This is a genomic window from Actinoplanes sp. HUAS TT8, from assembly GCF_051380535.1.
Taxonomy (GTDB): Bacteria; Actinomycetota; Actinomycetes; order Mycobacteriales; family Micromonosporaceae; genus Actinoplanes.
Window position 1 is genome coordinate 6,517,714 of sequence record NZ_CP195646.1, and the last position, 26,143, is coordinate 6,543,856.

The following is a 26,143-nucleotide window of genomic DNA, read 5'->3' on the forward strand; positions in this document are numbered from 1 at the left end:
ACGTGACTGACTCGGCGGCCGCCCGCGCCGAGTATTTGTCGCATGCTCTCTCGAGTCGGACAATTCTGCTTTCGACGCCGCTGGATCGTGCTGATCAGCTGGCTCATCGTCATCGTCGCCGGTGGCCTGGCCATCGGCCCAGTGCTGTCGTCGCTGGCGGCCAACCGGCCGTCGCAGGGCATGGAGTCGAACAGCGGCCGGCAGGTCCTGGCCGCCGAGGGCGACTCCTACAACCGCCTGTACGCCGTCGTGGACGGCATCCAGGGCAACGAGGCCCAGGCCGGCCAGGCGATCTCGGCGGCCACCGCCGACCTCCGCAACGTGCCCGGGATCGCGAGCGTCGATGCCCCGGTGGCAGCCGCGGACGGCGACGGCTTCGAAGTCACCGTCACCATGGCCAAACTCGACAACGACGCCCGGAAGACGACGCTCAAGGCGGCGACCGCACGGATCGACCGCATCGCCCAGGAGGTGCCCGGCAGCACCGTGCTGATCGGCGGGGACCAGCCCCAGGCGAACGAGACGAACTCCCGGTCCCAGGCCGACCTGCTGCACGCCGAGGTCCTGTCCCTGCCGATCACCCTGATCCTGCTGGTCATCGTCTTCGGTGGTCTCGTCGCGGCGCTGCTGCCGCTCACGGCCGCGGTCGGGGCGATCACCGGCTCCTTCCTCGGGGTCCTGCTCTTCCTGCAGGTCGTCCCCATGGACAGCACCGTGATGAACGTCGTCATGTTCATCGGCCTCGGCCTGTCGATCGACTACGGGCTGCTGCTGATCGCCCGGTTCCGCGACGAACTGGCCGGCGGGCACGCCCCCGACGTGGCGATCCGGCGCACCTGGGCCTCGGCCGGCCGCACCATCATGTTCTCCGGCCTGACCGTCATGGCCGCGCTGGCCGGGATGCTCGCGTTCGACATCCCGCGGCTGCAGACGATGGGGGCCGCGGGCATCTCGGCGACGCTGATCGCCATGCTCGCCGCCCTCACGCTGCCGGGCGCGCTGCTCGGGGCGTTCGGCCGGTTCGTCAAGCCGTCCCGGCGGGCCGTCGCCAAACTGCAGCGGCGCGAGAACAACCTGCACACCGGCTTCTTCTTCGGGCTGGCCCGGTTCGTCCAGAAACGGGCCCGCCTCGTCACCCTGGTCGCCGTCGGCACCCTCTTCCTGGCCGGGCTTCCGCTGCTCGGAGCGCACGCGAGGCTGCCGCAGCTGGACGGGCTCCCGCAGAGCATGAAGACCGTGCAGGCGGCCCGCATCCTCTCGGCCGACTACCGGATCGAGGTCCAGCCCGCGGTCTTCGTCCTCGCCCGCACCTCGCCCCAGGACCTGGACGCCTGGGCGGCCCGGCTCAAGGCCGAGCCGGGAACCGGCGTGGCCGGACCGGCCCGGGAAGTGGGGACCAACCTCTCCACCATCGCGTTCCGGACCACCGGGCACGCGCAGGGCCCGGAGGCGCAGGCCCTCGTGCATGACATCAAGGACAACCGGCCGCCCGGCGGGCAGTCCTGGGTGATGGGGGACGCCGCCGTCCTGCTCGACCTCACCGAGAAGGTGCAGGAGGGGCTGCCCTGGATGATCCTGGTCATGCTGGCGTCCATGCTGGTCCTGCTGTTCCTGATGACCGGCTCGGTGGTCGCGCCGATCAAGGCGGTCCTGATGAACCTGCTCTCGATCGGGGCGACGTTCGGCGTCATGGTGGCCGTCGTCCAGTTCGGCTGGTTGTCCGGGCCGCTGGACGTCCTGACGCTCGGCGGGCTCTCGCCGTACACGTTCGTGATGGTCTTCGCGTTCGCGTTCGGCTTCTCCATGGACTACGAGATCTTCCTGCTCTCCCGGATCAAGGAGTTCGTGGACGCCGGGCACGACACCGACTCGGCCGTACGACTCGGGCTCCAGCGCTCCGGGTCGATCATCACCTCGGCCGCGCTGCTCATGCTCGTGGTCTTCGCCGGATTCGCGACCGCCCAGCTGGCCGACATCGAAGAGCTGGGGATCGGCCTGTTCGTGGCGGTCGCCGTGGACAGCACCCTCATCCGGTGCGTGCTCGTGCCGGCGGTGATGACCCTGCTCGGCCGGTGGAACTGGTGGGCGCCGCGGCCGCTGCGCAAGCTGCACGACCGGTTCGGAGTGACCGAGCACGCCGAAAGTCCTCGGGATCTGGCAACCGCGAGCTAGGCCAGACCCCGTCCAGCGGGGAGCTGATCGGCATACACCCCCGGTGCCGGTCGGCTCCCCGCGAACAAGTAGTAGGTGGGTGCACCGCTGAGGCGGTGCACCCACCTACTCTTGCTTTCCCCCGGTCCTGCGGCCCCGGCCTCTTGGCCTTTCTCCGGTCCCCTGCTCTGCCCGGCCCATTGCCCTCCCCGGCCGATGTGGGACCCGGACGACCGGCGTGGCCGCCACAGGGGCGTGAGATGCGACGGCCGGGCTGAGCCGGCCCGGCTCGGGGCGGCAGTTCGGGCCCGGGCCGGGCGGTTTCCGCGGCTCCAGCCGCCCCGGTTTCCGCGGCTCCAGCCGCCCCGGTCTGCGCGGCTCCGGCCGCGCGGGTTTCCACGGCTCCGGGTTCACCGCACGCGAAAGCGCCCTGCTCCGGGACAACCGGGGCAGGGCGCGGGTCGGACCTCGCTGGATCAGGCTCAGGTCGAGGCCTTGACTCCCCGGACCGCCTTGCGCGCGGACGGGTTCACCCAGGCCGAGAACGCCAGGACCGCCATCACCGCGGCCATGCCGTACGCGGTGTGGCCGACGCCGACCGAGTCGAGCAGGGCACCGGCGAGCAGTGGCCCCACGAACGCCCCGCCGGACCCGACGAGGGTCATGACGGCCACGGCCCGGCCCATCATGGCGTCCGGCGCGGTCTGCATCAGGTAGACACCACCGGTGACGTTGAGGACGCCGCCCAGGTAGCCGACGGCCACATAGGTCGCGCCCAGCACGTAGGCCGAGCTGGACAGCCCGACCGGTGCGATCGCCAGGGCCCAGCCGAGGAAGCAGAGGATCAGCACCATCTGCATGTTGAGCCGCTTGAGCCACCACGACGCGGACAGCGCGCCGAGCAGGCCGCCGACGCCGGACATGGCCAGGATGACGCCGGCCACGCCGATCGAGTACTGCCCGGCGTGCGCGACCGCGACCACGGCGATGCCCATCGCCGCGAAGACCACGTTGCTGACCGCGATCATGATCAGGGCGGCCCGCAGGAAGCCTTGCGAGAAGACCCAGACGATGCCCTCGCCGATGTCCTTGCGCAGGTTGCCGGCCTTGCGTTCCCGGGCCGACTGCAGCGAGGTGCGGATCCTCAGCAGCGCGGTGAACGAGAGCGTGTGCAGCACGGCCGCGGTCACGCCCGGGAGCGCGTGGGAGAGCACCATCAGCGCGCCGCCGATGGGCTGGCCGAGCAGTTGCGCGCCCCGGGCCCGGGCCTCGTTCCGGCCCAGGGCCGAGTTCAGCTGGTCGGCCGGGACGACGTGGCGTACCGCGGACCGTTCGCAGACGTCGTAGAAGATGGCCAGGGATCCCTGCAGGAAGCCGGCTATCACCAGGTGCCAGAGGAACACGTGCCCGAGGATCACCATCAGGGCGACGGATCCGGCCGTGGCGAGACAGCCCAGGTCGCAGGCCACCATCAGCCGCCGGCGGTCCCACAGGTCGGCCAGGGCCCCGGCCGGCAGCTGGATCAGCAGCTGGGGCAGCAGCACCGCCGCCCCCACCAGTCCGGCCGCCGCGGTGGAGCCGGTCTGCCAGAGGATGAGGGCGGGATACGCGAACACGCTGATGCGGGCGCCGAGGAGGTTCATCCCGGCGCCGGACCAGAGCAGGAGGAAGTCGCGGTTCGAGGTGCGCCGCTTGCGTTCCGTCACGTCGTCGGCGACCGTCATGCCTTCAACGCCCAGCACAACACGGCCATCGCCGAGTACATCTTCATCTCGGCCTGGTCGAACGCGATACTTGCCGGTCCGTCGAGCACTTCTCCGGTCACCTCGTCACCACGATGGGCGGGCAGGTCGTGCATGAAGACGGCTCCGGGGCTCCGCGCCCAGAGCTCCTGCTGAACCTGGAACGGTGCGAACTGCTCCCGCCACCGCGGGTCGGCCTTGGTCGTGCCGGTCGTCTGCCAGCGGGTGGTGTAGATGACGTCGAAGTCCCGGGGCAGGTTCTCCAGGTCGTGCGCCTCGTTGACGCTGAAGCCGGTGTTGACGCCGTATCCGCGGGTCCGCTCCAGCACTCCGGCCGGGACGCCGTACCCCTGGGGGGTCCTGATCTCGAGGTGGACGTCCTTGAACCGGGACAGTGCGAGCGCCAGGGCGGTCGCGCTGTTGTTGCCCTCGCCGACGTAGAGCACCCGCAGGCCGTCGACGCGTCCGAGCCGCCGTTGCATGGCGGTGAGGTCGGCCAGCGCCTGGGTCGGGTGCTCCTCCTCGCTCATGGCGTTGACGAAGGCCAGTCGTTCGTCGGCCAGCTCGCGGAGCTCCGCGGTCGGACCGGCGGTGCGGACCACCAGCGCGTCGAGCATGCGGCCGAGCACCCGCCCGGTGTCCCGGAGCGTCTCGCCGGTGTTGAGCTGCAGATCCTGCGGCCCGTAGGCGATGACGTCGGCGCCGAGACGCAGGGCCGCGGTGGTGAACGCCGTACGCGTGCGGGTCGAGGTCTTCTTGAAGTAGATGCCGACGACGGCACCGGCCAGCGCCGTGGGTTCGGCCCGCTGGGAAAGGTCCACGCCCCGGGCGACCGTCGCTCGCAGGGCCGGCTCGGTCATGTCGTCGATGGAGATCAAGTGCCGGCTGAGGTACGTCATGGGTCTGCTCCTCTTCAGTCGTCGTGTGCCTGGGAAAAACCGGCTCCGAGCACGACCGTCTGCTCGGCCACGGCGGCGGCGACGAATCGCTGGGCCTCTTTGCCGTTGTCGGAGTTGGTCAGCACCACCACGCCGTTGCCGCCGACGGCCTCCATCAACGTGGCCGACCGGTAGCCGGCCGCCTCACCGATGTGGCCGAACTCGACCGCGGTCGCGGTGCGGTCCACCGAGGTGCCCAGGCCGAACAGACCGTCGGGGTGGGAGATCGTCAGCATCGCGTCGGCCACCTCCGGGGTGAGCACCTCGGAGTAGCGCCCGAGGAAGGCCCGGCGGATCTCAAGGGCGAGTTTGGCCAGGTCGGCGGCGGTCGTCCAGAGGCCGCCGGACGCCTGGGTGCTGCGGTCGCGCCAGCCCCCGTCGATCGCCACGCCGTCGGTGTCGTGGCCCACCGCGACCGGCAGGCCGCTGAGAACCGGATGGTCGAAGCGGTAGCTGGAGTGACTCATCCCGACCGGGCGCATCACCAGGTCGCGCATCACGTCGTCGAAAGGAGCTCCGCTGACGTCCTCCAGGATCTGCTGGAGGACGGCGAAATGGGTGTTGTTCTTGTGGAACACCATTCCTGGTACGGACTCGATCCGCACCGGCGGAGATCCAGCGGTGCCACGGAGCAGGTCGAGCACCGTGGGCCGCTTGTCATTTCGATGAAACCCCTGGTTGGGGGTGTCGCTGAGGCCGGAGAGGTTGGCCAGCAGGTGCCGGACCGTCACCGGCACGGAGGTGCCTTCGTAGTCCAGGTGCCAGCTCGTCAGGTACCGGTTGATGTCCTCGTCGAGGCTCAGCCGCCCCTCGGAGACCAGTCGCAGGGCCCCCACGGTGGCGACGTGCTTGGAGATCGACCCCACCTGGAAGAGGGTGTCCGGCGTGACCGGGGGCGAGTAGTCGGCCGCCAGGGTGCCGTAGCCGGCGACCGTGGTGATCTCGCCGTCCACGACGACGGCCACGCTCATGCCGGGTATGCGGTGCTCGGCCAGCGCCGCGGCCGGATCCGGAAGCCGGAACCCCTTCGGGGCGGTGACCGGGGCGGGCGCCGGGCCGGTGTCCGGGCGGGCGTCGAGGAAGGCGGCCAGGGTGGCGATGGTGTCGTACCGGTAGATCTCGGCCAGGCTCAGCGCGATGCCGGCCGTGCGGGCCGCGGCCAGGAAACGGACCACCCTGATCGAGTCGCCGCCGAGCTCGAAGAACCGGTCGGACCGGCCGATCCGGTCGATGCCGAGGGCCTGCTTCCACAGGTCGGCCAGCCGGACCTCGGTCGCGCCGTCCGGCTCCACGAACGCGTGCGAGCCGGCCATCGAGTCCCGGTCGGGGGCCGGCAGGGCGGCCCGGTCGACCTTGCCGGCGGCGTTCAGCGGCATCGTCTCCAGGACCACGAACGCCGTGGGAATCATGTAGGCCGGCAGTACCTCACGCAGGGACGGCCGCAGGTCGACCCCGTCGAGACCGGCGCCGATCAGGTACGCGACCAGCGTCGGGTCCCCGGCGTCGTCGGGGCGGGCGACGACGACGGCGTTCGCCACCGCCGGATGCTCGACCAGCCGGGACTCGATCTCGGTGAGCTCGATCCGATGGCCGCGGATCTTGACCTGGAAGTCGTTGCGCCCGAGGCATTCCAGGGTGCCGTCGGACTGGACGCGGGCGAGGTCGCCGGTGGCGTACATCCGCGCCCCGGGCGTGGCGCCCGGCTCGGGGACGAAACGCTCGGCGGTCAGGTCGGCCCGGCCGACGTAGCCGCGGGCCACTCCGTCGCCGCCGATGAACAGTTCCCCGACGACGCCGCGAGGCACCGGCCGGCCCATCCCGTCCAGGACGTAGACGCGGGTGTTGGCGATCGGGCGGCCGATGCGGATGCCGTCCGTCGGCCGCGTCGCGTCCCAGGTGGTGGACCAGATCGTGGTCTCGGTCGGGCCGTACAGGTTGTGCAGTTCGCCGACCCGCCGGTTCAGGTCGCCGGCGAGGGCCGGGGTGAGTTCCTCCCCGCCGACGAACGCGGTGATCGCGGTGGCCGGCAGGCCCGAGGCCAGGAACACCCGCCAGGCCGACGGGGTGGCGAAGACGTGGGTGACCTCCCCGGCGGCGATCAGCGCCACCGGTTCGGAACCCTCCTTGGCCTGGGACGACTGGGTCACCAGCACCGTCCCGCCGCTGATCAGGGGCAGGTGCAGCTCCATGCCGGACACGTCGAAGGAGATGGACGACGAGGCCAGGAAGCGGTGGGACGGGCGGACCGCGTACTGGCGGCGCATGGAGTAGAGCAGGTTGGCCAGTGACCGGTGACTGATCTGCACCCCCTTGGGGCGGCCGGTGGACCCGGAGGTGAAGATCACGTACGCGATGGCGTCGGGATCGATCGTGACCCCGGGTGCGCCGGTCGGCGCCGTCCGCGTCTCGTCCAGGGTCACCGGGGTCGCGCCGGCCCGGGCCACGCGGTCGGCGTACTCGGGATGACACAGCACCAGGTCGACCTTGGCCAGGTCGAGCACGTAGGCCAGCCGATCCGGCGGGATGTCCTGGTCGAGCGGGGCGTAGGCGCCACCGGCCTGCCAGATCCCGTACATGCCGGCCAGCAGCTCGTGATCGCGGTTGACCAGGAGGCCGACCGTCCCCTCCGGGCCGATACCGCGGTCCCGGAGGGTGTTGGCGATCTGGTTGGCCCGGGCGTCGAGCTCCCGGTAGGTGACGCTCACCCCGCCCGAGATCACGGCCACCGACTCCGGTGACTCCGTGGCCAGGCCGGAGACCAGTTCGAACGCGAGTCGCATCACCACTGCACCGCCGTATCGTTGATGTCCACCAGGTGCTCCTCGGCCGCGGCCGGCGCCACTGCCGGTCCGGCCGGGTCCGCGACCATCGCCTCGAGGACGCCGCGGTACATGCCGGCGAGACGTTCGGCGCTCGCCCGGTCCATGGCCCGCCCGTCCACGGTCAGGGCCAGGTGGCCCCGGATCGTGGCGACGGCCAGGGGGAACTCGTTGACCCCGTCGACCACGTTCTCGTCCGACGACGGGCCGTCCTCGCTGAGCACCGTCTCGTTGTCGCCGAAGTCGCGGTAGCTGAACATGACGTCGATGAGCCGGCCCCCGCCGGCCTCCCGCTGAATCGTCGGCATCGGCAGGTGGCGGTGCGCCCACACGTCGCCCTCGGTGGCGAAGACGGCCCGGACCGCCTCGACCCACGAGCGCGGGGCTCGCTCGTACGGGAAAGGAAGGGTGTTGATGTACATGCCGAACACCCGCTCCGCGCCCTCGGACTCGGGCCGGGCGCTGCTGACCAGTCCGGTGTAGAACGCGTCGGCCGTGGTCAGCCCGCCGATCACCGTGAGGTGGGCGGCCAGCAGGACGCTCTTGAGGGACGCGCCCGCGGTCTTGGCCAGCAGTTCCAGATCGTCACGGACGTCCGCGTAGGGCACGACCACGATGAAGCTGTCCTGCGCCGACTGCCCCCAGCCGCCGGGCAGCTCGAACTTGGCGTGGCCGGCGAGCACCGTGCGCCAGTAGTCCCGGTCCTCGGTGCCGGCCAGGGAGTCCAGCTCGGCGGCGATGAAGTCGGCGTACCGCACCTGGGGCAGGGCCGGCGGTGTCGGCTCCTGACCGGCCCGGATCTGCCGGTAGGTGGCGAGGAGCTCGTCCAGCCAGACCCGCAGCGTCCAGCCCTCGGTGATGGCGTGGCAGTAGGTGGCCGACAGCCACCAGTCGGTCCCGCCGGACAGGTGGACGGCGAGCCGCATCAGGGGACGATCGGCGATGTCGAACACCGCGGCGCGCTCGGCGATCGCGAAGTCGGTGTGCGCCTCCCGCAGCTCCCGCTCGGTCGCCGTGCCGAGGTCGTGCACGGTGATCGACATCTGCGCGGCCGGGTGCACCAGCTGCACCGGTACCGAGAATCCGTCGAGGTGGAACGAGGTCCGCAGCATCTCGTGCCGTTCGACCGACAGTTCCACGGCCCGCCGCAGCGCCTCGATCGAGAACCGCTCGTCGTCGGCGACCGGGAAGGTGTTGGCGTTGTGGTACTTGTTCAGCTCCGGGTCGGCCAGCATCTCGGCGATCATGCCGAGCTGCACCTGCGACATCGGGTAGGCGTCGACGACCCCCTCGGGCACGGCGGCCCGATCCGCGGCGGTCAGCAGCTGGAACGGCTCGACGAACTCCTCCGGCCGCTCCGGCGTCCCGCCGATGAACTCGGCCAGCTCGGCGATCGTGCCGTACTGGAACACGTGCTGCACGCCGGCGTCGAACCCGGCCTTGCGCAGCGCCCCGACCAGGGCCACGGCCCGGATCGAGTGCCCGCCGATGTCGAAGAACTTGTCGTGGATCCCGATGTCCATCCGTTCCAGCACCCGCTGCCAGACCTCGAGGATCTGCTGCTCGACGGCGTTGCGCGGCCCCGGCTTCTCGACCGGGACGGCCGGCGCGACGTCCAGCGCCAGCAGGCTGCGCCGGTCGACCTTGCCGTTCGCGTTGAGCGGCAGCTGGTCGACCCGGACGATCCGGGTGGGCACCATGAACTCGGGAAGCCGGTCGCGGCAGGCCGCCGGCAGCGCGTCGATCGTGGCCTCGTCGGCGGCGGTGACGAAGGCGACGATCTCGCCGTCGACGGCGAGGACGGCCGCGGCCTCGACCCCGGCCTGATCGGTCAGGACGGCGCCGATCTCGCCCAGCTCGACCCGGTAGCCGCGGATCTTGACCTGCTCGTCGGTGCGGCCCAGGAACTCCACGTCGCCGGTGGCGTTGCGCCGGACGAGATCGCCCGTGCGGTAGAGACGGGAACCCGGTTCGCCGTACGGGTCGGGCAGGAAGCGCTGGGCGGTCCGGGCCGGGTCACCGGCGTAGCCCCGGGCGACGCCGACGCCACCGACGTACAGCTCACCGATGACGCCGGGCGCGACCGGCTCCATCGCGTCGTCGAGCACGTACATCGCCATGCCGGGCAGCGGCCGGCCGATCGGCTGCACCTCCGGTTCGTCCGAGGTGACCGGGTAGATACAGGTCCCCACGGCGGCCTCGGTCGGCCCGTACTCGTTGATCAGCGTGGTCCGGCCGTCGAGGTCCCGCCAGCGTCGCAGCACGCTGCGGGTGAAGGGCTCACCCGCGACCACCATCACCTCGGCCAGGGCGCCGGCCTGCTCGGCCGAGAGCTGATGCGACAGCATGTCCAGGTGGCCGGGGGTCAGCTTGATGAAGCTGAACGGTCCGGCCGCGGCCAGCAGCGAACCGACGTCGGCCATGTCGACCCGGTGCGACACCAGGAACACCGGCTGCCCGGCGACCAGCGGCGCCCACAGGTTGGGCACGACCAGGTCGAACGCCACCGACGAGAAGACCGGGGCGCCGCCGGTGCCGCGGGAGGCGAGCTCGCGGGCGGCCCAGCGCACGTGGTTGGCCAGCGAGCGGTGCGAGATCTGCACACCCTTCGGGCGGCCGGTCGATCCGGAGGTGAAGATGACGTACGCCAGGTTGTCCAGGTCGTTCGCGACGTCCAGCGGGGTGTCCGGATGGGCGGCGATCCGTTCCCGGTGGTCGTCGACGAGGACGAGCTGCTCGACGCCGACCGTGGCCGAGGTGTAACCGGCCTGGGTCACCAGGACCCGCGCGCCCGCGTCGGCGACCATGAGCTTGATGCGTTCGGCCGGGTAGCTGGGGTCCAGCGGCACGTAGGCGGCGCCCGCCTTCCACACCGCCAGCAGCGCCACCATCAAATCGGGGGTCCGGTCGAGCTGGACGCCGACCAGCGACTCCGGCTCGACACCGAGCGACACCAGGTGCCGCGCGAGCCGGTTGGCCCGGCGGTCCAGTTCCAGGTAGCTGTAGTGCAGGTCCGATCCGGTGGCGGCGAGCGCCGCCGGCCGGGCCGTCGCGGTCATCTCGAACCGGGTCAGCACCGACTCCTCGACCGGCTCGTCGGTCACCGGGTTGAAGTCGCGCAGCTCCCGCGCCCGTTCGGCCGCGGGCAGGTAGGCGGCGGTGGCGTCGTTGCCGGCGTCCTCGGCCATCGAGGCCAGCACCGCGAGGTACATGGCGCCGATCCGGTCCGCGCTCTCCCCGGTCAGCCACCGGTCGTCGACCGACAGCACGACGTGCCCCAGCCGGACCAGGACGGCCAGCGGGAACTCGGTCGGGCTGTCGTCGATGCTGGCCGCGTAGTCGACCAGCTCGGTGTCGACCTGGTTGAAGTCGTGCAGGGAGAAACGGACGTCGAGCAGCCGCTCCCCCGAGCCGAGCTCGCGGGCGATCGCCGGCATCGGGAAGTGCCGGTGCGACCAGACCTCGGTCTCCTGGCGGTAGACCCGCGCGACCAGGTCACGCCAGGTGGCGGCGCCGGCGTCGTAGGCGAAGGGGACGCTGTTGAGGTACATGCCGTACACCCGCTCGGACCCGACGATCTCCGGCCGGCCGTGCACGACGAGCCCGGTGACGAAGCTGGACTCGGCCGTCAGCTGGCTCATCACCTTGAGGTGGGCGGCCAGCACCACACTCTTGTAGGACGCCTTCGCGCTGCTGGCCAGCCGGCGGAGTCCGGGCAGAAGATCGGTGAAGGCGTACGTGTACTGGGTGTGCGTCCAGTCGCTGCGGCCGTTGCCCCAGCCGGTCGGCAGCGTCAGCCGGGACCGCCCGCTCAGCACCTGCCGCCAGTAGTCCAGGTGGCTCGGATCGGCCAGGGCCTGCTGTTCCTGGGCGATGAAATCGGCGAAACGGTACGGCGGAAGCTCCGGTCCCGTGACCGCGGTGCCGCGCCGCAGCGACCGATAGGTCTGCAGCAGCTCCATGAGCAGGGTGTGGTGGCTCCAGCCCTCGATGACCGCGTGGCACTCGGAGATCGTCACCCACCACGCCCCGCCGTCACAGGCGTGCGCGGCCAGGCGCACCAGCGACGGCGTGGTGATGTCGAAGGGCCGGTTGCGCTCCTGCTCGGTGAACCGGTGCAGCGACTCGGTCACCGCCGCCTCGTCCTGTCCGCGCAGGTCGTGAAGCTGGACGCCGATCTCGGCGGTGCGGTGCACCAGCTGCATCGGCACCTCGTAGCCGTGCAGCTCGATGGAGGAGCGCAGGGCTTCGTGCCGGTCGGCCAGGATGGCCGCCGCGGTCCGGAACACCTCCCCGTCGAAGGGGAGTTCGTCGATGAGGCGGAAGCTCGTGACGTTGTGGTAGGCGCGCACCGAGGCGTCGGCCTGCATCTCCACGACCATGCCGGCCTGGATCTGCGAGAGCGGGTAGGCGTCGGCGACCCCGGCCGGCAGGTTCTGCCGGTCGGCCGCGCTGATCAGCGCGAACGGTGCGACCGGTTCGCCGGTGACGACCCGGCCCGGCCGGTGCGCCAGCAGGGACGCCAGCTCGGCCACCGTGCGGTGCGTGAAGACGTCCCGGACTTCGATGTTCACGCCGTTCGCGCGCAGTTCGCCGACCGCGGCGACGGCCCGGATGGAGTTGCCGCCCAGGTCGAAGAAGCTGTCGTGGACACCGACCCGGTCCACCCCGAGGGTGATGCGCCAGACCGCGGCGAGCTGCTCCTCGACGGCCGTGCCGGGGGCGACGAACTCGGCGCCGATGCCGGTGCCGGTGCGGTCCGGGGCGGGCAGCGCCCGGCGGTCGAGCTTGCCGTTGGCCGTGAGCGGCAGCGCGGCCAGCTCGACGAACGCGGTCGGCACCATGTACTCCGGGAGCCGCTGGTGCAGCGCGGTGCGAACGTCGGCGATCACGACCGGCTCGCCGGCCGGGACGACGTAGGCGACGAGCACGTCGTCGCGCACGACGACGGCGGCCTCGGCGATCGACGGCTGCTCGATCAGGACGACCTCGACCTCACCGAGCTCGACCCGGTAACCGCGGATCTTCACCTGGTGGTCGGCCCGGCCCACGAAGTCGAGGCCTCCGTCGGCGGTACGCCTCGCGAGGTCACCGCTGCGGTAGAGCCGGCCCGGCCCGGCCGGGTCGGGGACGAAACGCTCGGCGGTCAGCCCGTGGCGGCCGTGGTATCCGCGGGCGACGCCGGGGCCGCCGACACAGATCTCACCGGGGACACCGATCGGCGCGAGATCGCCGTACTGGTCGAGCAGCACCACCCGCAGGTCGGCGATGGGCCGTCCGATCGGGTTCGCCGTGGAGGCGAGATCCTCGTCGGTGACCTGGTGGTACGTGGTGTGGACGGTGGTCTCGGTGATCCCGTACAGGTTGATGAGCCGGGTGGTGGCGAGGTCCCGGGCCGCGGCCCACGGGCGCAGGTCGGCCATCTCGAGCTTCTCGCCGCCGAAGGTGACCACCCGCAGCGCCAGCCGGTCGATGCGCGGATCGTGCTCGCGGGCCAGTCCGATGAGGCCGCCGAACGCCGACGGCGTCTGGTTCAGGCAGGTCACCCGGTTCTCGACCAGGAAGTCGACGAAGTCGTCGGGCGAGCGGAGGATCTCCGAGGGGGCGACGGCCAGGTGGCCGCCGTAGTGCAGGGCGCCCCACAGCTCCCAGACCGACATGTCGAACGCGTACGAGTGGAAGAGCGCCCAGACGTCCCGGTCGCCGAAGTGGAAGTGCCGCTCGGTCGCCGAGAACAGGCGCATCACGTTGCGGTGCGTCATGCAGACGCCCTTGGGCCGGCCGGTCGATCCCGAGGTGTAGATGACGTAGATCAGGTTGTCCGGACCGGCATGCTGGTCGAGGTTGGCCTCGGAGTAGGTCGCGATCTCGGCCGCCGCGTCGTCCAGCCACACGCGAGGCCCGGCGAACTCGACCTCGCCGCCCAGCGAGCTGTCGGTGACCAGGATGCCCGCGGCCCCGTCGTCGAGCATGAACTGACGGCGATCGGCCGGCTGGTCCGGGTCCAGCGGGAGGTAGGCGGCCCCGGCCTTGGCCACCGCGAGCAGCGTGGTGACCAGGTCCAGTCCGCGGGCCAGGCTCACCGCCACCACGGCATCAGGACCGGCTCCGAGGGTACGAAGGTGCCGGGCCAGCCGGTTCGCCCGCGCGTTGAGCTCGTGGTAGGTCAGCGTCGCACCGCGAAAGGAGACCGCGACGGCGTCCGGCTCGATCTCCACACGCCGTTCGAACGGCTGGTTCACGCACTCGATGACGACGCTGTCCTCGACCTCGCCACCGCCGACGATCTCCTGCTCGTCGCTCTCCAGGAACCGCAGGTTCGCGATCAGCGCGCCGGGCTCGTCGGCGACGGACTGCAGCAGGCGCAGGTAGTGGCCGGCCAGGCGGGCCACGGTGGAGCGGTCGAAGAGCGCCGTCGCGTACTCGAACTGCACGCCCAGGCTGCCGTCGGCCCGTTCCGACACGACGACGGTGAGATCGAACCGGGAGACCGTCGAGGCCGCGTCGACCGGGGCGGTGTCGACGCCCGGGAGGTCGAGGACCTTGCTGCGGTCCTTCTGCAGGGTGAAGGCGACCTGGAAGAGCGGGGAGCGCGACATGTCCCGCTCGGGCTGCAGCGCGTCGACCAGCCGGGCGAACGGCACGTCCTGGTGGTCGAACGCGTCGTGCACGGTGTCCCGTACCGTCGCCAGCAGTTGCGTGAAGGTGGGAACGCCGTCCCAGCGGGTGCGGATGACCAGGCTGTTGATCAGGTATCCGATGAGGTTCTGCAGTTCGGGGCGGTCGCGGCCGGAGACCATGGTGCCGACCGGGATGTCGGCCTTGCCGGTGTGCCGGTGCAGCAGCACCTGGAAGCCGGCCATCAGGGTCATGAACAGCGTGGCGTTCTGCCCCGTGCTCACGGCGCGCAGCCGCTCACCCAGCTCGGCCGGGATCTCGACGTCGAGCACGGCCCCGGCGGCGTCGCGGACCGGCGGGCGGGGGCGGTCGTAGCCCAGCTCGACCGGTTCCAGGTCGGCGAGCGCGCCGCGCCAATACTCCAGGTGCTCGTCGTGTTTCGCGGATCCACGCTGCCAGGCGGCGAAGTCGCTGTACTGGATCGGCAGGCCGGCCGGTTCGGCCCCGCGGTAGAGCGCGCCCAGCTCGGCCCCGAAAGCTCCCAGGGACCAGGCGTCACAGGCGATGTGGTGGAAGACGAAGGCCAGGACCTGCTCGCCCGGGGCGGTCCGGATGAGCTGGGCCCGGACCGGCCACTCGTTCTCGAGGTCGATACTGCGGTGGATCATGGCTTCCAGGCGCCCGGTGAGCTCCACCTCGGGCGCCGCCGAGCCGGAGACGTCGACCACGACCAGGTCGCCCGCGCGGCCGGTGTCGTACTCGTCGATGATCTGCCGCGGGCTGCCGTCGATCATGGCGTAGCGCGTGCGCAGGATCTCGTGCCGGCGCAGCAGGCCGTGCCAGGCCCGGTTCAGCGCGTCCAGGTCGAGGTCACCGGTCAGCCGGGCGACGAGCGGCACCAGGTATTCCGGGCTGTCCGGCTCCAGCCGGCTGAGGAACCACAACTGCTCCTGCCCGAGCGACAACTCCGGCGGGGAATCGCGGTCCCGCCGCGGGATGTCGTTGCGCCGCCCGGTGCCGGTTCCGCTCAGCCTCTGACGCAGGAGTTCCCGTCGGCGATTTTCGACGCTGCTTTCTAGCGATGTCACGGTATATCTCCTGGGGTCTAGGCTCAGTTCAGCTCGGTGCCAAGAATTTCGTCGTCGGTGAGGCCGTCCAATTCGGCGATGATCAGCTCTTCCACCGTGGCCGCCAATCGGCGGACGGTGGGCTGCTCGAACACCTGCCGCACGGAGAAGGACAGGTCGAACGCTTCCTGGATTGCCGCGGTCAGTCGCACGGCGAGAATCGAGTTGCCACCGATGGCGAAGAAATTGTCGTCGAGGCCGATGGAAAGATCGTCGCCGAGCAATTCCTCGATGAGTTCGGCGACCCGTTTCTGCGCGTCGGTCTCCGGGAGCGCCGACCCGGTGACGGCCCGGGCGGCCAGACCGGGTGCGGGCAGCGCGCGCACGTCCAGCTTCCCGTTGACGGTCAGCGGCAGCTGCTCCAGCTCGACGTAGGCGCTGGGCAGCATGTAGTCCGGCAGGACCTTGGCCAGGTGCTCGCGCAGCACCCCGGGCTCGGGGGCCGGGCCCTCCGGGACGAGGTAGGCGACGAGGTGATCCCCGCTGACGACCACCGCGGCCTGCCGGATCGTGGGGTGCCGGCCGAGTTCGGCCGTGATCTCCCCCAGCTCGATCCGGTAGCCGCGCAGCTTGACCTGCAGATCGGCCCGGCCCAGGTAGCGCAGCGTGCCGTCGGGCAGGCGCCGGGCCAGGTCACCGCTGCGGTAACGCCGGGCGCCCGGCTCGCCGTGCGGGTCCGGCACGAAACGCTCGGCGGTCAGGCTCGGCCGGTTCAGGTAGCCACGGGCGAGCCCGCCGCCGCCGACATGGATGTCGCCGACCGCCCCGATCGGCGCGACGCCGCCGCCGTCGGCCACCAGGGTGGCGCTCAGGTCGTCCAGGGGCACACCGACCGGGCTGCCCACGACGAACTCGTCCTCGGCGGTGACGTCGTGGAACGTGTTGTGCACGGTGGTCTCGGTGATGCCGTACATATTGATCAGTCGGGGTTGATCGGATCCTCGGCCGGCCAGCCACGGCCGCAGATCCGCGACCTGAAGTCGCTCGCCGGCGAAAACGACGAAACGCAGGGAAAGATTCGCGCGACCGTGATCGGCGGACAGGAGATTGGAGAAGGCCGACGGTGTCTGACTGAGAACGGTCACCCGCTGACGTTCCAGGAGTGCCAGGAATTCCTCGGGATTGCGGCTGACCGCCCGGGGCACCACGACGAGCCGGGCGCCGTGCAGCAGTGCACCGAATATCTCGAAGACCGAGACGTCGAAGGCGTACGAATGGAAGAGCGTCAGTGCGTCATCGGCGCCGATACCGAATTGGTGGGCCGTCGTGCTGAACAGCCGCAGCACGTTCGCGTGCGTGATCGCGACGCCCTTGGGCCGCCCGGACGTGCCGGAGGTGTAGATGACGTAGCTGAGGTTCCCCGGCTCCACCGTCGTCGCCGGCCGATGGGCCGGCGCCCGCGCGATCAGCTCCGTCTCGGCCGGGTCGTCGAGCGCCAGCACCCGGGCCTCGACGGTGGCCAGGGACTCCCGGACCCGCCCGTCGGTCAGGACCAGATCGGTCCGGGCGTCGCTCGCGATGTAGGCGAGCCGGTCGGCGGGCTGGAAGGGATCCAACGGCAGGTAGGCCGCGCCGGACTTGAGGACGGCCAGGACGGCCACGACCAGTTCCACACCGGGCGGCAGGCAGATGCCGATCATGCGCTCGGGCTCGGCGCCCAGCTCGACGAGCCGGTGGGCCAGGCGGTTCGCCCGGGTGTCGAGCTCGCGGTAGGTGAGCGTCTCGTCCTCGAACACGACCGCCACCGCGTCCGGGTCTTGGTCCGCGCGACCGGCGATGACCTCGTGAAGTGTCCGGGCCGGGAACGCGCTCGGGGCCACCGGTGCGGCCGCGGCGATTGCCAGCTCGTCCGGGCCGAGGAAGTCGACCGCGCCGATCCTGGCGTACGGGTCGGCGGCCAGTGACTCGACGAGCCGGGCGAGGTTGTGGCCGACCCGCTCGACGGTTCCGGCGTCGTAGAGCGCGGTGGCGAACTCGAGGTAGCCGTGCAGTTCCCCGTCGGCCGCCCGGTGCAGCAGCAGGCTGAGGTCGGTCTTGGCCGCGCTCCAGGCCGCGCCCTCGTCGTCGACCCGGCGCAGGTCGTCACTGGTCCCGGACGCGCCTTCCTCGTGCAGGTCGAAGGCGATCTGGTAGAGCGGGGTGCGCGAGAGGTCCCGCTGCGGCTTCAGGTCCTCGACCAGCCACTCGAACGGGAGTTCCTGGTGGGCGAACCCGTCCCGGGTCATGTCGCGTACGCGATCGATGAGCTCGGCGAAGGTCGGGTTCCCGGCCAGGTCGCACCGGAGCACCAGCGCGTTGAGGAAGAAGCCGACGACCCGGTCCCACTCCGGCCGGGTCCGCCCGGCGATCGGCACACCGATCGGCAGGTCGGTTCCCGAGGTGTATCGGGAGAGCAAAACCGCGTAGGCGGCCAGGACGGTGGCGAACGGGGTGGCCCCCCGGCGCCGGCCGAACTCCACCAGACGCTCGGCCGACGCGGCCGGGATCGTCACCGGGACGAGGGCGCCGCGGCCGTCGCGTTCGGCCGGCCGGGGACGGTCGGCCGGCAGCTCGATGGTGGGCAGGCCGGCGAGTTGCCGCCGCCAGTAGTCGAGTTCCGGGCCCAGCCGGTCGAGGGAGAGTTCCTCCTGCTGCCAGACCGCGAAGTCGGCGTACCGGAGCTCGATCGGGGGCAGTTCCGGCTCGCGGCCGTGGTGGACGGCGGCGATGAGCTGCTGCAGCTCCTCCCGGAGGACCACTGTCGAGTGCCCGTCCGAGGCGATGTGGTGGAACAGCAGGCCGAGGCGCGGGCCGGACTCGGCCGGTTCGAGAACCGCTCGCCAGACCGGGCCCGCCTCCAGGTCGAAGCCGGTGTTCAGGAGGGCGCGCAGTTCGGCCGACGCGTCGGCGAGCACGGTCAGGTCGATCTTGGGCGACGGCTCGACGCGCTGGCGGGGCGTGCCGTCGACGACGACGTAGCGGGTCCGCAGGATCTCGTGGCGTTCCTGCAGGAGCTCCAGCGCCCGGACGACCGTGCCGGCGGTGACCCCGGCGGCCAGCGTCATGAACAGCGGGGCAATCCACTCCGGGCTCTCGGGTGAGATCCGGTCGAGCACCCACAGCCGGTGCTGTCCGTACGACAGGGGGAAGTCCTGGGAATCGCCGGTCTCCGCCGCGACCGGAACAGCCGGGCGTTCGACGCCGTCACGGCCGAGAAGCAGGGCCTGCGCGGCGACGGTGGTGAAGGTGAAAAGGTCCCCCAGCCGCAGCTGCGAGCCGGCGTCGACCAGCCGGCCGTAGAGCGCGGTGATCTGCAGGGACGACCCGCCGAGCTGGAAGAAGTCGTCGCCGCGGCCGGTCGGCGCGACGCCGAGAACGGACCGCCAGGCCTCGGCCACCACATGCTCGTTCTCGGTCCGCAGATCGTCCCGGGGCGACTGGTCGACCAGGGCGGGCAGGCGTTTGCGGTCGACCTTGCCGCTGGAGTTCAGCGGGAACTCGGCCAGGACCAGCGTCGCGGCGGGCACGAAAGCGGCCGGCAGCCGCTCGGCGACAAAATCCCGCAGCTCGCCCGCGCCGACCGATTCCGGTGCCACCACGTAGGCGCCCAGCCGCTTGTCGCCGGTGGCGGCGACGAACGTCGTCACCACCGCCGCCCGCACCAGCGGATGCGCTTCCAGGGCGGCCTCGACCTCGCCGGGCTCGACCCGTACTCCGTCGATCTTGACCTGCAGGTCGACCCGGCCGACGTATTCGAGCCGGGAGTCGTGACGCCACTTGGCGATGTCCCCGGTGCGGTACAACCGGGACCCGGGCGGACCGAACGGGTCGGGAACGAACCTCTCGGCGGTCAGATCCGGACGCCCCAGATAGCCGCGGGCGACACCGACCCCGCCCACGAAGAGCTCACCGGGCAGACCGACCGCGGCCAGCTCACCCCGGTCGTCCAGCACCACGGCGCGCAGGCCCGGGATCGGCCGGCCGATCGGCACCGACCCGGCCGGCTGGTCGCGGTCGAACCGGTGCGCCGTCACGTCGATCGAGCACTCGGTCGGACCGTACGTGTTCCACAACTCCAGATCGAGACCCTCGGTCGCCCGCAGCGCCAGCTCGGCCGAGAGCACCTCGCCGGCGCAGAACAGCGCCCGCAGGGAACGGCAGTGCGCCCAGCCCGGTTGCTCGGTCAGCAGCCGCAGCACCGAGGGCACCACCTGCAGGATCGTCGCCCGGGTGCTCGCCACGGTGTCCACCAGCAGCGCGGCGTCCCGCTCGGCCCCCACCGGAGCCAGCACGACACAACCACCGCTGACCAGCGGGGCGAAGATCTCCCACACGTGCGCGTCGAACGCGATCGACGTCTTGTGCAGGAACCGGTCGTCGGCACCGAGTCCGACCTGCCGCACGCCCCACAGCGTGCGGTTGGCGATGCCGGCGTGCTCGACCATCACGCCCTTGGGCCGGCCGGTGGACCCGGAGGTGTAGATCGCGTAAGCACGGCCCGACTCCGACAGGGGGACGTCGACGGTCGCGTCGGCAAGATCGGCGAGAGCCGAGCTCTCCAGATCAAGACACACCGGATCGCGTACGAGATCAGCCAGGCGCGACTCGGTCAGGGTGAGCCGGATCCCGGTGTCGCGCTGGACGAACTCCAGGCGGTCCCGGGGCTGCCCGGGGTCCAGCGGCACGAACCCGGCGCCCGCCTTCCACACCCCGAGCATGGCGACGACCAGATCGACGCCGCGCTCGAAACACACCCCGACCAGATCGTCGCTCGCCACCCCGCGCCCCACCAGGAGACGCGCGAGCCGATTGCTCCGCGCGACCAACTCCCGATAGGTCAGCCGAACGTCCCCAGCCTCCACCGCGATCGCGTCCGGCGTCCGGACGGCTTGATCGTCAACCAAAACGGGCAGCATCAATCCACTCTCCTGGCACGGGCGAAACGACAGATCCTGGACGCGAAGCCGCTATCGAGCCGCTTCCATCCGCTCACGCAGGCTGCGCGGACGCATGTCCGTCCAGACCTCGGCGATGTGGTCGAGGCAGGCCTGCTTCACACCCCGGAAGCCGGTCGTGCGCCAGCCGGCCGGGATCGCGCGCTCGGCCCACCAGATCGAGTACTGCTCTTCATCGTTGATCACCACGACGTACTCGCGGCCGTCAGTGTTGTCGGACATGACCATCCCTTTCAGGGCAACGTGAGTTACTGATGGACTGCGGCGGGCAGGAATTCGTCGACCGAGGCACCCCGGCCGGCGTCGCGGATCCGGCTCAACGCGAGCCGGCCCAGCGCTTCGTCGACCTCGGCCAGGCCGGCCGGCGAGAAGATGATCGGGCGGCGGTCGGCCGAGTCGAGACGCATGCGCCCCCGCAGGAGTTCGCCGAGGGTTCCCAGGATGAAGCGGCGGCCGGCGGTCAGGCGGGTCGCGATGTCCAGGGAGGACCGTTCCCGGCACACCCGCTCCGGGTGATCGACGATGTTGACGTTCTCGATGACGGTCTGCGGGTAGAGGTCGCGCAGCGAGAGCAGCAGGACGACCGCGCGTTCCGCGGCGGACCGGAGGCTGAGGTTGGGTTCGATCGCCCTGGTCGCCACCGAGATCAGCGCCTGGCCGGCCATCGCCCGGTTCGCGTCCAGCACCACCTCGAAGTTCAGCCCGGCCATGGAATGCATCCCACGGCGGACGAACCGGGCCACCCGGTGGGGATCGGTGTCGCACACCACCGCGGCCGTCAGCTGGGGGAAGACGTGCCGGAGAAAACGGAGCGTCTCGAAGTTGGCCTCTCCGCAGCCGATGAGCGACACCCGCGTGATCGGCCGCTCCCCGCAGATCGCCCGGGCCGCCAGCGCGGCGGTGGCCGCCGTCCGCTTGACACTGATCAGGGACCCCTCGACCAGCGCGTCCGGCCGGCCTCCGTCAGCGCTGCTCAGGAAGAAGGCCATGGTCGACCAGGGCAGCGGGATGAGCTTGCTGGGATGCGGGCCGCGGCCGACGCCGGTCAGCGCCCCGGCGGTCCGCAGATCGAGTTCCGCGTAGACCTCGTTGGCGACCCGGAGGATCTCGTCGTCGATACCGGACAGCGCGTCCCTGATGTCCCGGTGTCCCGCGATCAGCATGAGGTCGTCGCCGAGGACGTCTGGCGCGGGGTGAAGTCGATGTTGCGCCCCACCCAGTCGTCGGAGTAGACGGTCTGCAGATATCGGTCACCCCGGTCGGCCAGGATCACGACGCAGACCGAACCGGCCGGAATGCGGGGGGCCGCGCGGAGCAGCGCCGTGACCGCCGCGCCGGACGAGGCCCCGGCCAGGATCGCCTCGGTCTCGACCAGCAGCCGGCAGCCGGCGATGCAGTCGGCGTCGGTCACGTGGACGACGTCGTCGGCCGCGGTCGGGTCGAACAGGGCCGGCCGCGTCGAGGCGCCGTGGCCGGGCAGGAGCCGCCGGGTACGGGGCTGACCCTCGAAGATGTGGCTGCCCACGGCGTCCACGGCGACGATGCGGGTCGACAGCCCGTGCTGCGCCACGTACTGCGCACAGCCGCGCAGCGTCCCGAACGAGCTGACCGCGGCGAAGAGGTAGTCGACCCGGCCGACCGCCGAGACGATCTCCTGCATCGTCGTCTCGTGGGCCCGGGGGTTGGAGAGGTTGGCGTACTGATTGGGCCAGTACGCCCCGGGGATCTCGTCCAGGAGTTCGCGCACCCGCCGGATGCGGGCGGGCAGGTACTCACCGTCGGCGTCCGGATGGCTGACCAGCTCGACCTCGGCGCCGTAGGCGTGCAGCATGCCGATGTTGTGCGAGTTGGTCTTGGCATCGACGACACAGATGAAGCGGATGCGGTGATAGCCGCAGACCTGCGCGAGACCCACGGCCAGATTGCCGGAGCTCGATTCCACAACGGTGCTCTTACCGGCGACCAGTTCACCCGATCGAATCTTCTCGTCGAGCATGGTGAGCGCTGTTCGATCCTTGATGCTCCCGCCCGGGTTGGCCATTTCGAGCTTGGCGTAGAGCGAGAATCCCAAACCCTCCGACAGTTGTGCCAACTCGACAAGAGGAGTGCCGCCTATGACGGAGAGTATCCCCTTATATGCCACGCTCATCCGATCCCCCACCATACTCAATTCCCTCATCTGGAAGCGTGGCATCAGGTTCTATACTCGACCTTTATCCGGTGCTGCCCCGCCGGTCCGCCGGGGCGGCACCCGATATTGCGTCACGGTGTTTCAGGCAAGAGCCACGTCACTCGTGTTCTCGAGGACGTAGTCGGCCAGATCGCCGACCGTGGCCAGCTTGGGCAGCGCCTCGTCCGGAATCTCGATGTCGAAGGTCGACTCCGCGGCCACGACCAGGTCCACAGTGGTGAGCGAGTCGATGCCGATCTGGGCAAAGGTCAGCGACGGGTCCTCACCGCCGTCGTAATCCGACAGCAGGCCCTTGATCAGGTCGAAAATCTCGGAGACGAGTTGTGCTCTTTCCATGGTATTTTCTCCTTCGAACGGTGATAGGTTAGGGAAGCCGGACGACCTGGGCCGAATGACTGAGCCCGGAGCCGAATCCGATGAGCAGAGCAAGGTCTCCGGATTTGACGTCCGCCGTCGCGTAAAGGCGATCCAGAGCCAGCGGAATAGTCGCCGACGAGGTGTTCCCGGTGTCAATGACATCGCGTGCGACCTGATCGTCGGCGAATCCGAGCTGGGTGGCCAGCTGATCGACGATCCGCCGGTTCGCCTGATGCGGCACGAACCACGCGATCTCGTCCCGGGAGACACCGGCGAGTTCGCAGGCGCGGCGAGCCACCGCCGGCATCTTGCCGGTCGCCCACCGGTACACGGCCTTGCCGTTCATGGCCGCCACGTCGCGGCTCTGCTCGTTGCGGACCATCTCGATGACCGAGGCCCGGGTGCCGTCGCTGCCCCAGCTCACCGGCCCGATACCCAGCGAGTCCGAGTCGGACGCCGACACCACGGCGGCACCGGCGCCGTCGCCGAAGATGACGTAGGTGTCCGGGTTCCCCGGATCCAGGAAGTCGGTCAGTTTCTCGGCGCAGGTGATCAGGACGTGTCGGGCCTGACCGACCTGCACCGCGTTGGACGCCATGGCCAGCGCGTAGCTGAATCCGGCGCACACGGCGTTCAGGTCGAACGCGCCGGCCGCGGTGATCCCCAGCCGGCTCGCCACCTGAGGCGCCCCCGCCGGTGCGAGCTGACGGCGCGTCGAGGTGGTCAGGATGACGAGATCGATCTCCTCCGGAGCCACGTTCGCGGCGGCCAGCGCACGGCCGCCGGCCATCGCCGCCATGCTGACGACGTCCTCGTCGGGGCCGGCGTGGTAACGGGTGACGATGCCCGTACCACCCTGGATCCAGGTGGCCTCCACCCCGACGTTCTCGGCCAATTCCTCGTTACCGACCAGGCGCCCCGGCCGATGGGCGCCTATACCACTGATTCTCGTACCGCTAAACGTCACAGTTACCCCCACTGCTTGGTGACCACAACAGGTTCAAAGGACCACACCACCGTCGATCTGGAAGACCTGTCCGGTGATGTACGAGGCCCGATCGGACGCCAAGAACTCGATCAGATCGGCCACCTCTTCGGGTGTACCGAGCCGACCCAGAGCAACTGCCGCGAGCAGTTTCTCCGTGGTCTCGGCGGTCAGGACCGAGCTCATGTCCGTGTCGATGAGTCCCGGCGCCACAACATTGGCTCGGACGCCGTATCGACCCATTTCCTTGGCCAAGGACTTGATGAATCCGATGGCTCCCGCTTTTGTGGCCGCATAGTTGGCCTGCATGCCGTTCCCGTAAATACCGGCAACCGACGAGACCGCGATGACCGCGCCCCGGCGGCGTCGCATGAATCCCCGAACGACCGACCTGGTCACGTTGTACAGGCCGGTGAGATTGACGTCGATGACGTCGTGCCAGTCCTTGTGGTCCATGACCGCCAGCGGACTGTCCCTGGTGATCCCGGCATTGCTGACGAGAACCTCGATCGGCCCCAGGTCGTGCTCGACGTCCCGGACGAACTCCCGGACCTGGTCGAGATCGACGACGTCGAGCTTCCGCGAAATCACCGTGACATTTCGCTTGCTTGCTTCCTCGACCACGGCCAGGGCCGCATCCGCGTTCGATTGATAGACGAAAGCAATGTCGTTGCCGGCATCAGCCAGGCGGTTCACGACGGCACGGCCGATCCCGCGCGATCCCCCGGTGACCAATGCAACACCAGACACGACTCCCCCAAACACGACCGTCTACCAAGTAGCGTTATCGTGCAGCACCGCGCAATACTTTCCCTATACACGCGGTATTGAGGAAGAAATGGGCTCGCCATCGTACTGAAATGACGGTTGTGGGCGTTTCGTGGACGAAGTCGGGCCCGGTTATCCGCCCATGGCGAGACTCAGCAGACGGGCCCGCTCGTCCTCGCTGACGAGCGAGATGCCGGCGGCCCGGGTCGCCGGGTCCCGCACGGCGGCGGTCGTGCAGGTCACGTAGTGCGCCACCAGCTGGTCGGCCATCGCCCGGCTGTACAGGTCGTCGTTGAACTTCAGCCGCCCCCGGACCGCGCCGGCACTCCAGTAGAGCTCCAGTCCGATCTCGACCTGTCCCTCCTGCTGGCGCAGGTCGAGCACCTCGAACTCGTGGTCCCCGACCCGGGCCGAGCCCCCGCCGGCGGTGAAGGCGTTGAGGATCGTCGCCGTACGGCCCGACGCGAGGAAGGTGAGGAGGGTCTGGACCAGCGGCGTACGGCTGGGATCCCGGCCGATGCCCAGGTCGGCGATGATGTCCGGGAACGGGTACCGGGCGTGCTCGGCGGCGGCGGCCACCTGCCGGGCCAGGTCCTGTGCCAGCGTGGCGACGGTGTGTTCCTCGGAGACCTCGACCCGGACCGGGATCGTGTTCACGAACGGGCCGACCACATCGGACTCCCGCCGGCTGCGGGTGCTGAACGGGGTGCCGACCACGAACTGCCGCTGGCCGCTGTAGCGGAACAGCAGGATCGAGAAGGTGGTCAGCAGAAAGCTGAACGGCGTGACCCCGAGGTCACGGCACCGCGCGGTCAGTTCGCGCACCAGGTCGTCGCCGAACTCGAACGTGACCGTGTCCCCGACGTGCCGGTAGCTCGGCGGGCGGACCAGATCGGTGGGCAGGGCGAGGACCGGGTCGACGTCCCGCAGCAGCGACGTCCAGTAGTCACGATCGGCGGCGGCGGCCTCGGTCGCCGTCCACTCCCGGGCCCGCTGCGCGTACTCGGCGAACGTCCGCGTCGCCTCCGGCAGCGGTGTCTCCGGCGTGACCGCGCGGGTGATCAGCTCCTCGAGCAGGATGCCCAGGGAGTGGAAGTCCATCGCGACGTGGTGCACGGCGAGGACGAGAACCGCCTCGTCCGGTCCGCGCTCCACCAGCAGGGCCCGCAGCGGCGACTCCACCGCCAGGTCGAACCGCCGGTGCACGAAGTCCTGGGCGACCCGGCGCAGCTCCGCCGCGGACAGCGCGGCGCCCTCGATCCGGTCGAGCGGGACGGTGATGTCGTCGGACACCAGCCGGCGCGCGCCGTCGCCGTCCAGGTGGAAGGTCGAGCGGAGCACGTCGTGCCGGCGCAGCATCGTCCGGAGCGCGGCGGCCCACCGATCGTGCGGCAGCGCCGGACGCAGGGTCACCGCGGCCACCATGTTGTAGGCGACCCCGTCGGCGGCCACCTTGTTCAGGAGCAACATCGACTCCTGCTGGACCGTGAGCGTTGACGACGACACGACGAGA

General features: G+C 70.4%; 13 protein-coding genes. 1 reads left to right on the top strand and 12 read right to left on the bottom strand.

What is annotated here, in order from left to right:
• Positions 1-42 precede the first annotated feature (42 nt).
• Positions 43-2,172, top strand: a complete 2,130-nt coding sequence (locus tag ACSHV8_RS29115; protein ID WP_436520717.1) for an MMPL family transporter — start codon at positions 43-45, stop codon at positions 2,170-2,172.
• A gap of 461 nt (positions 2,173-2,633) precedes the next feature.
• Here the strand turns inward: ACSHV8_RS29115 and ACSHV8_RS29120 are convergent, their stop codons facing one another.
• The 12 genes from ACSHV8_RS29120 to ACSHV8_RS29175 all read right to left on the bottom strand — a co-directional run bounded on the left by ACSHV8_RS29120 (position 2,634) and on the right by ACSHV8_RS29175 (position 26,136).
• Complete coding sequence (locus ACSHV8_RS29120) at positions 2,634-3,875, bottom strand: MFS transporter (protein ID WP_436520719.1); 1,242 nt, start codon at positions 3,873-3,875, stop codon at positions 2,634-2,636.
• Positions 3,872-4,792 (bottom strand): ornithine carbamoyltransferase, encoded by a 921-nt coding sequence (locus ACSHV8_RS29125; protein WP_436520721.1) that lies wholly within the window; start codon positions 4,790-4,792, stop codon positions 3,872-3,874. Before ACSHV8_RS29125 ends, ACSHV8_RS29120 begins: the two co-directional genes overlap by 4 nt.
• A gap of 14 nt (positions 4,793-4,806) precedes the next feature.
• On the bottom strand, positions 4,807-7,611 hold the full coding sequence (locus tag ACSHV8_RS29130) for an amino acid adenylation domain-containing protein (protein WP_436520723.1): 2,805 nt from the start codon (positions 7,609-7,611) through the stop codon (positions 4,807-4,809).
• Complete coding sequence (locus ACSHV8_RS29135; protein ID WP_436520725.1) at positions 7,611-15,356, bottom strand: amino acid adenylation domain-containing protein; 7,746 nt, start codon at positions 15,354-15,356, stop codon at positions 7,611-7,613. Before ACSHV8_RS29135 ends, ACSHV8_RS29130 begins: the two co-directional genes overlap by 1 nt.
• A 23-nt stretch (positions 15,357-15,379) precedes the next feature.
• Positions 15,380-20,290, bottom strand: coding sequence for an amino acid adenylation domain-containing protein (locus ACSHV8_RS29140; RefSeq protein ID WP_436520727.1), 4,911 nt, complete (start codon positions 20,288-20,290; stop codon positions 15,380-15,382).
• 51 nt (positions 20,291-20,341) lie between these two features.
• Positions 20,342-20,551 (bottom strand): MbtH family protein, encoded by a 210-nt coding sequence (locus tag ACSHV8_RS29145; protein WP_436520729.1) that lies wholly within the window; start codon positions 20,549-20,551, stop codon positions 20,342-20,344.
• Between the two features lie 26 nt (positions 20,552-20,577).
• Entirely contained in the window at positions 20,578-21,492 is a 915-nt protein-coding gene (locus ACSHV8_RS29150) for a 2,3-diaminopropionate biosynthesis protein SbnB (protein ID WP_436520731.1), read from the bottom strand.
• Positions 21,486-22,493 (bottom strand): 2,3-diaminopropionate biosynthesis protein SbnA, encoded by a 1,008-nt coding sequence (gene sbnA / locus ACSHV8_RS29155; RefSeq protein ID WP_436536940.1) that lies wholly within the window; start codon positions 22,491-22,493, stop codon positions 21,486-21,488. The genes ACSHV8_RS29150 and sbnA overlap by 7 nt, the downstream gene beginning before the upstream one ends.
• A 108-nt stretch (positions 22,494-22,601) precedes the next feature.
• Positions 22,602-22,856, bottom strand: a complete 255-nt coding sequence (locus ACSHV8_RS29160; RefSeq protein ID WP_436520733.1) for an acyl carrier protein — start codon at positions 22,854-22,856, stop codon at positions 22,602-22,604.
• A 28-nt stretch (positions 22,857-22,884) separates the two neighbouring features.
• The gene (locus ACSHV8_RS29165) at positions 22,885-23,856 is read right to left on the bottom strand and encodes a beta-ketoacyl-ACP synthase 3 (RefSeq protein WP_436520735.1); all 972 of its coding nucleotides are present in this window, start codon (positions 23,854-23,856) and stop codon (positions 22,885-22,887) included.
• Between the two features lie 21 nt (positions 23,857-23,877).
• Positions 23,878-24,612 carry a 3-oxoacyl-ACP reductase FabG gene (gene fabG, locus ACSHV8_RS29170; protein ID WP_436520737.1) on the bottom strand — a complete coding sequence of 245 codons (735 nt, stop codon included), beginning with the start codon at positions 24,610-24,612 and terminating at the stop codon, positions 23,878-23,880.
• A gap of 150 nt (positions 24,613-24,762) precedes the next feature.
• On the bottom strand, positions 24,763-26,136 hold the full coding sequence (locus ACSHV8_RS29175) for a condensation domain-containing protein (protein ID WP_436520739.1): 1,374 nt from the start codon (positions 26,134-26,136) through the stop codon (positions 24,763-24,765).
• Positions 26,137-26,143: the final 7 nt, after the last annotated feature.

Coding starts and splice junctions, on each gene's coding strand:
- ACSHV8_RS29150 (WP_436520731.1), bottom strand. CDS start 21,492: ATGCTGATCGCGGGACACCGGGACATCAGGGACGCGCTGTCCGGTATC.
- ACSHV8_RS29160 (WP_436520733.1), bottom strand. CDS start 22,856: ATGGAAAGAGCACAACTCGTCTCCGAGATTTTCGACCTGATCAAGGGC.
- ACSHV8_RS29140 (WP_436520727.1), bottom strand. CDS start 20,290: ATGCTGCCCGTTTTGGTTGACGATCAAGCCGTCCGGACGCCGGACGCG.
- ACSHV8_RS29120 (WP_436520719.1), bottom strand. CDS start 3,875: ATGACGGTCGCCGACGACGTGACGGAACGCAAGCGGCGCACCTCGAAC.
- ACSHV8_RS29145 (WP_436520729.1), bottom strand. CDS start 20,551: ATGTCCGACAACACTGACGGCCGCGAGTACGTCGTGGTGATCAACGAT.
- ACSHV8_RS29125 (WP_436520721.1), bottom strand. CDS start 4,792: ATGACGTACCTCAGCCGGCACTTGATCTCCATCGACGACATGACCGAG.
- ACSHV8_RS29130 (WP_436520723.1), bottom strand. CDS start 7,611: ATGCGACTCGCGTTCGAACTGGTCTCCGGCCTGGCCACGGAGTCACCG.
- ACSHV8_RS29115 (WP_436520717.1), top strand. CDS start 43: ATGCTCTCTCGAGTCGGACAATTCTGCTTTCGACGCCGCTGGATCGTG.
- sbnA (WP_436536940.1), bottom strand. CDS start 22,493: ATGGTGGGGGATCGGATGAGCGTGGCATATAAGGGGATACTCTCCGTC.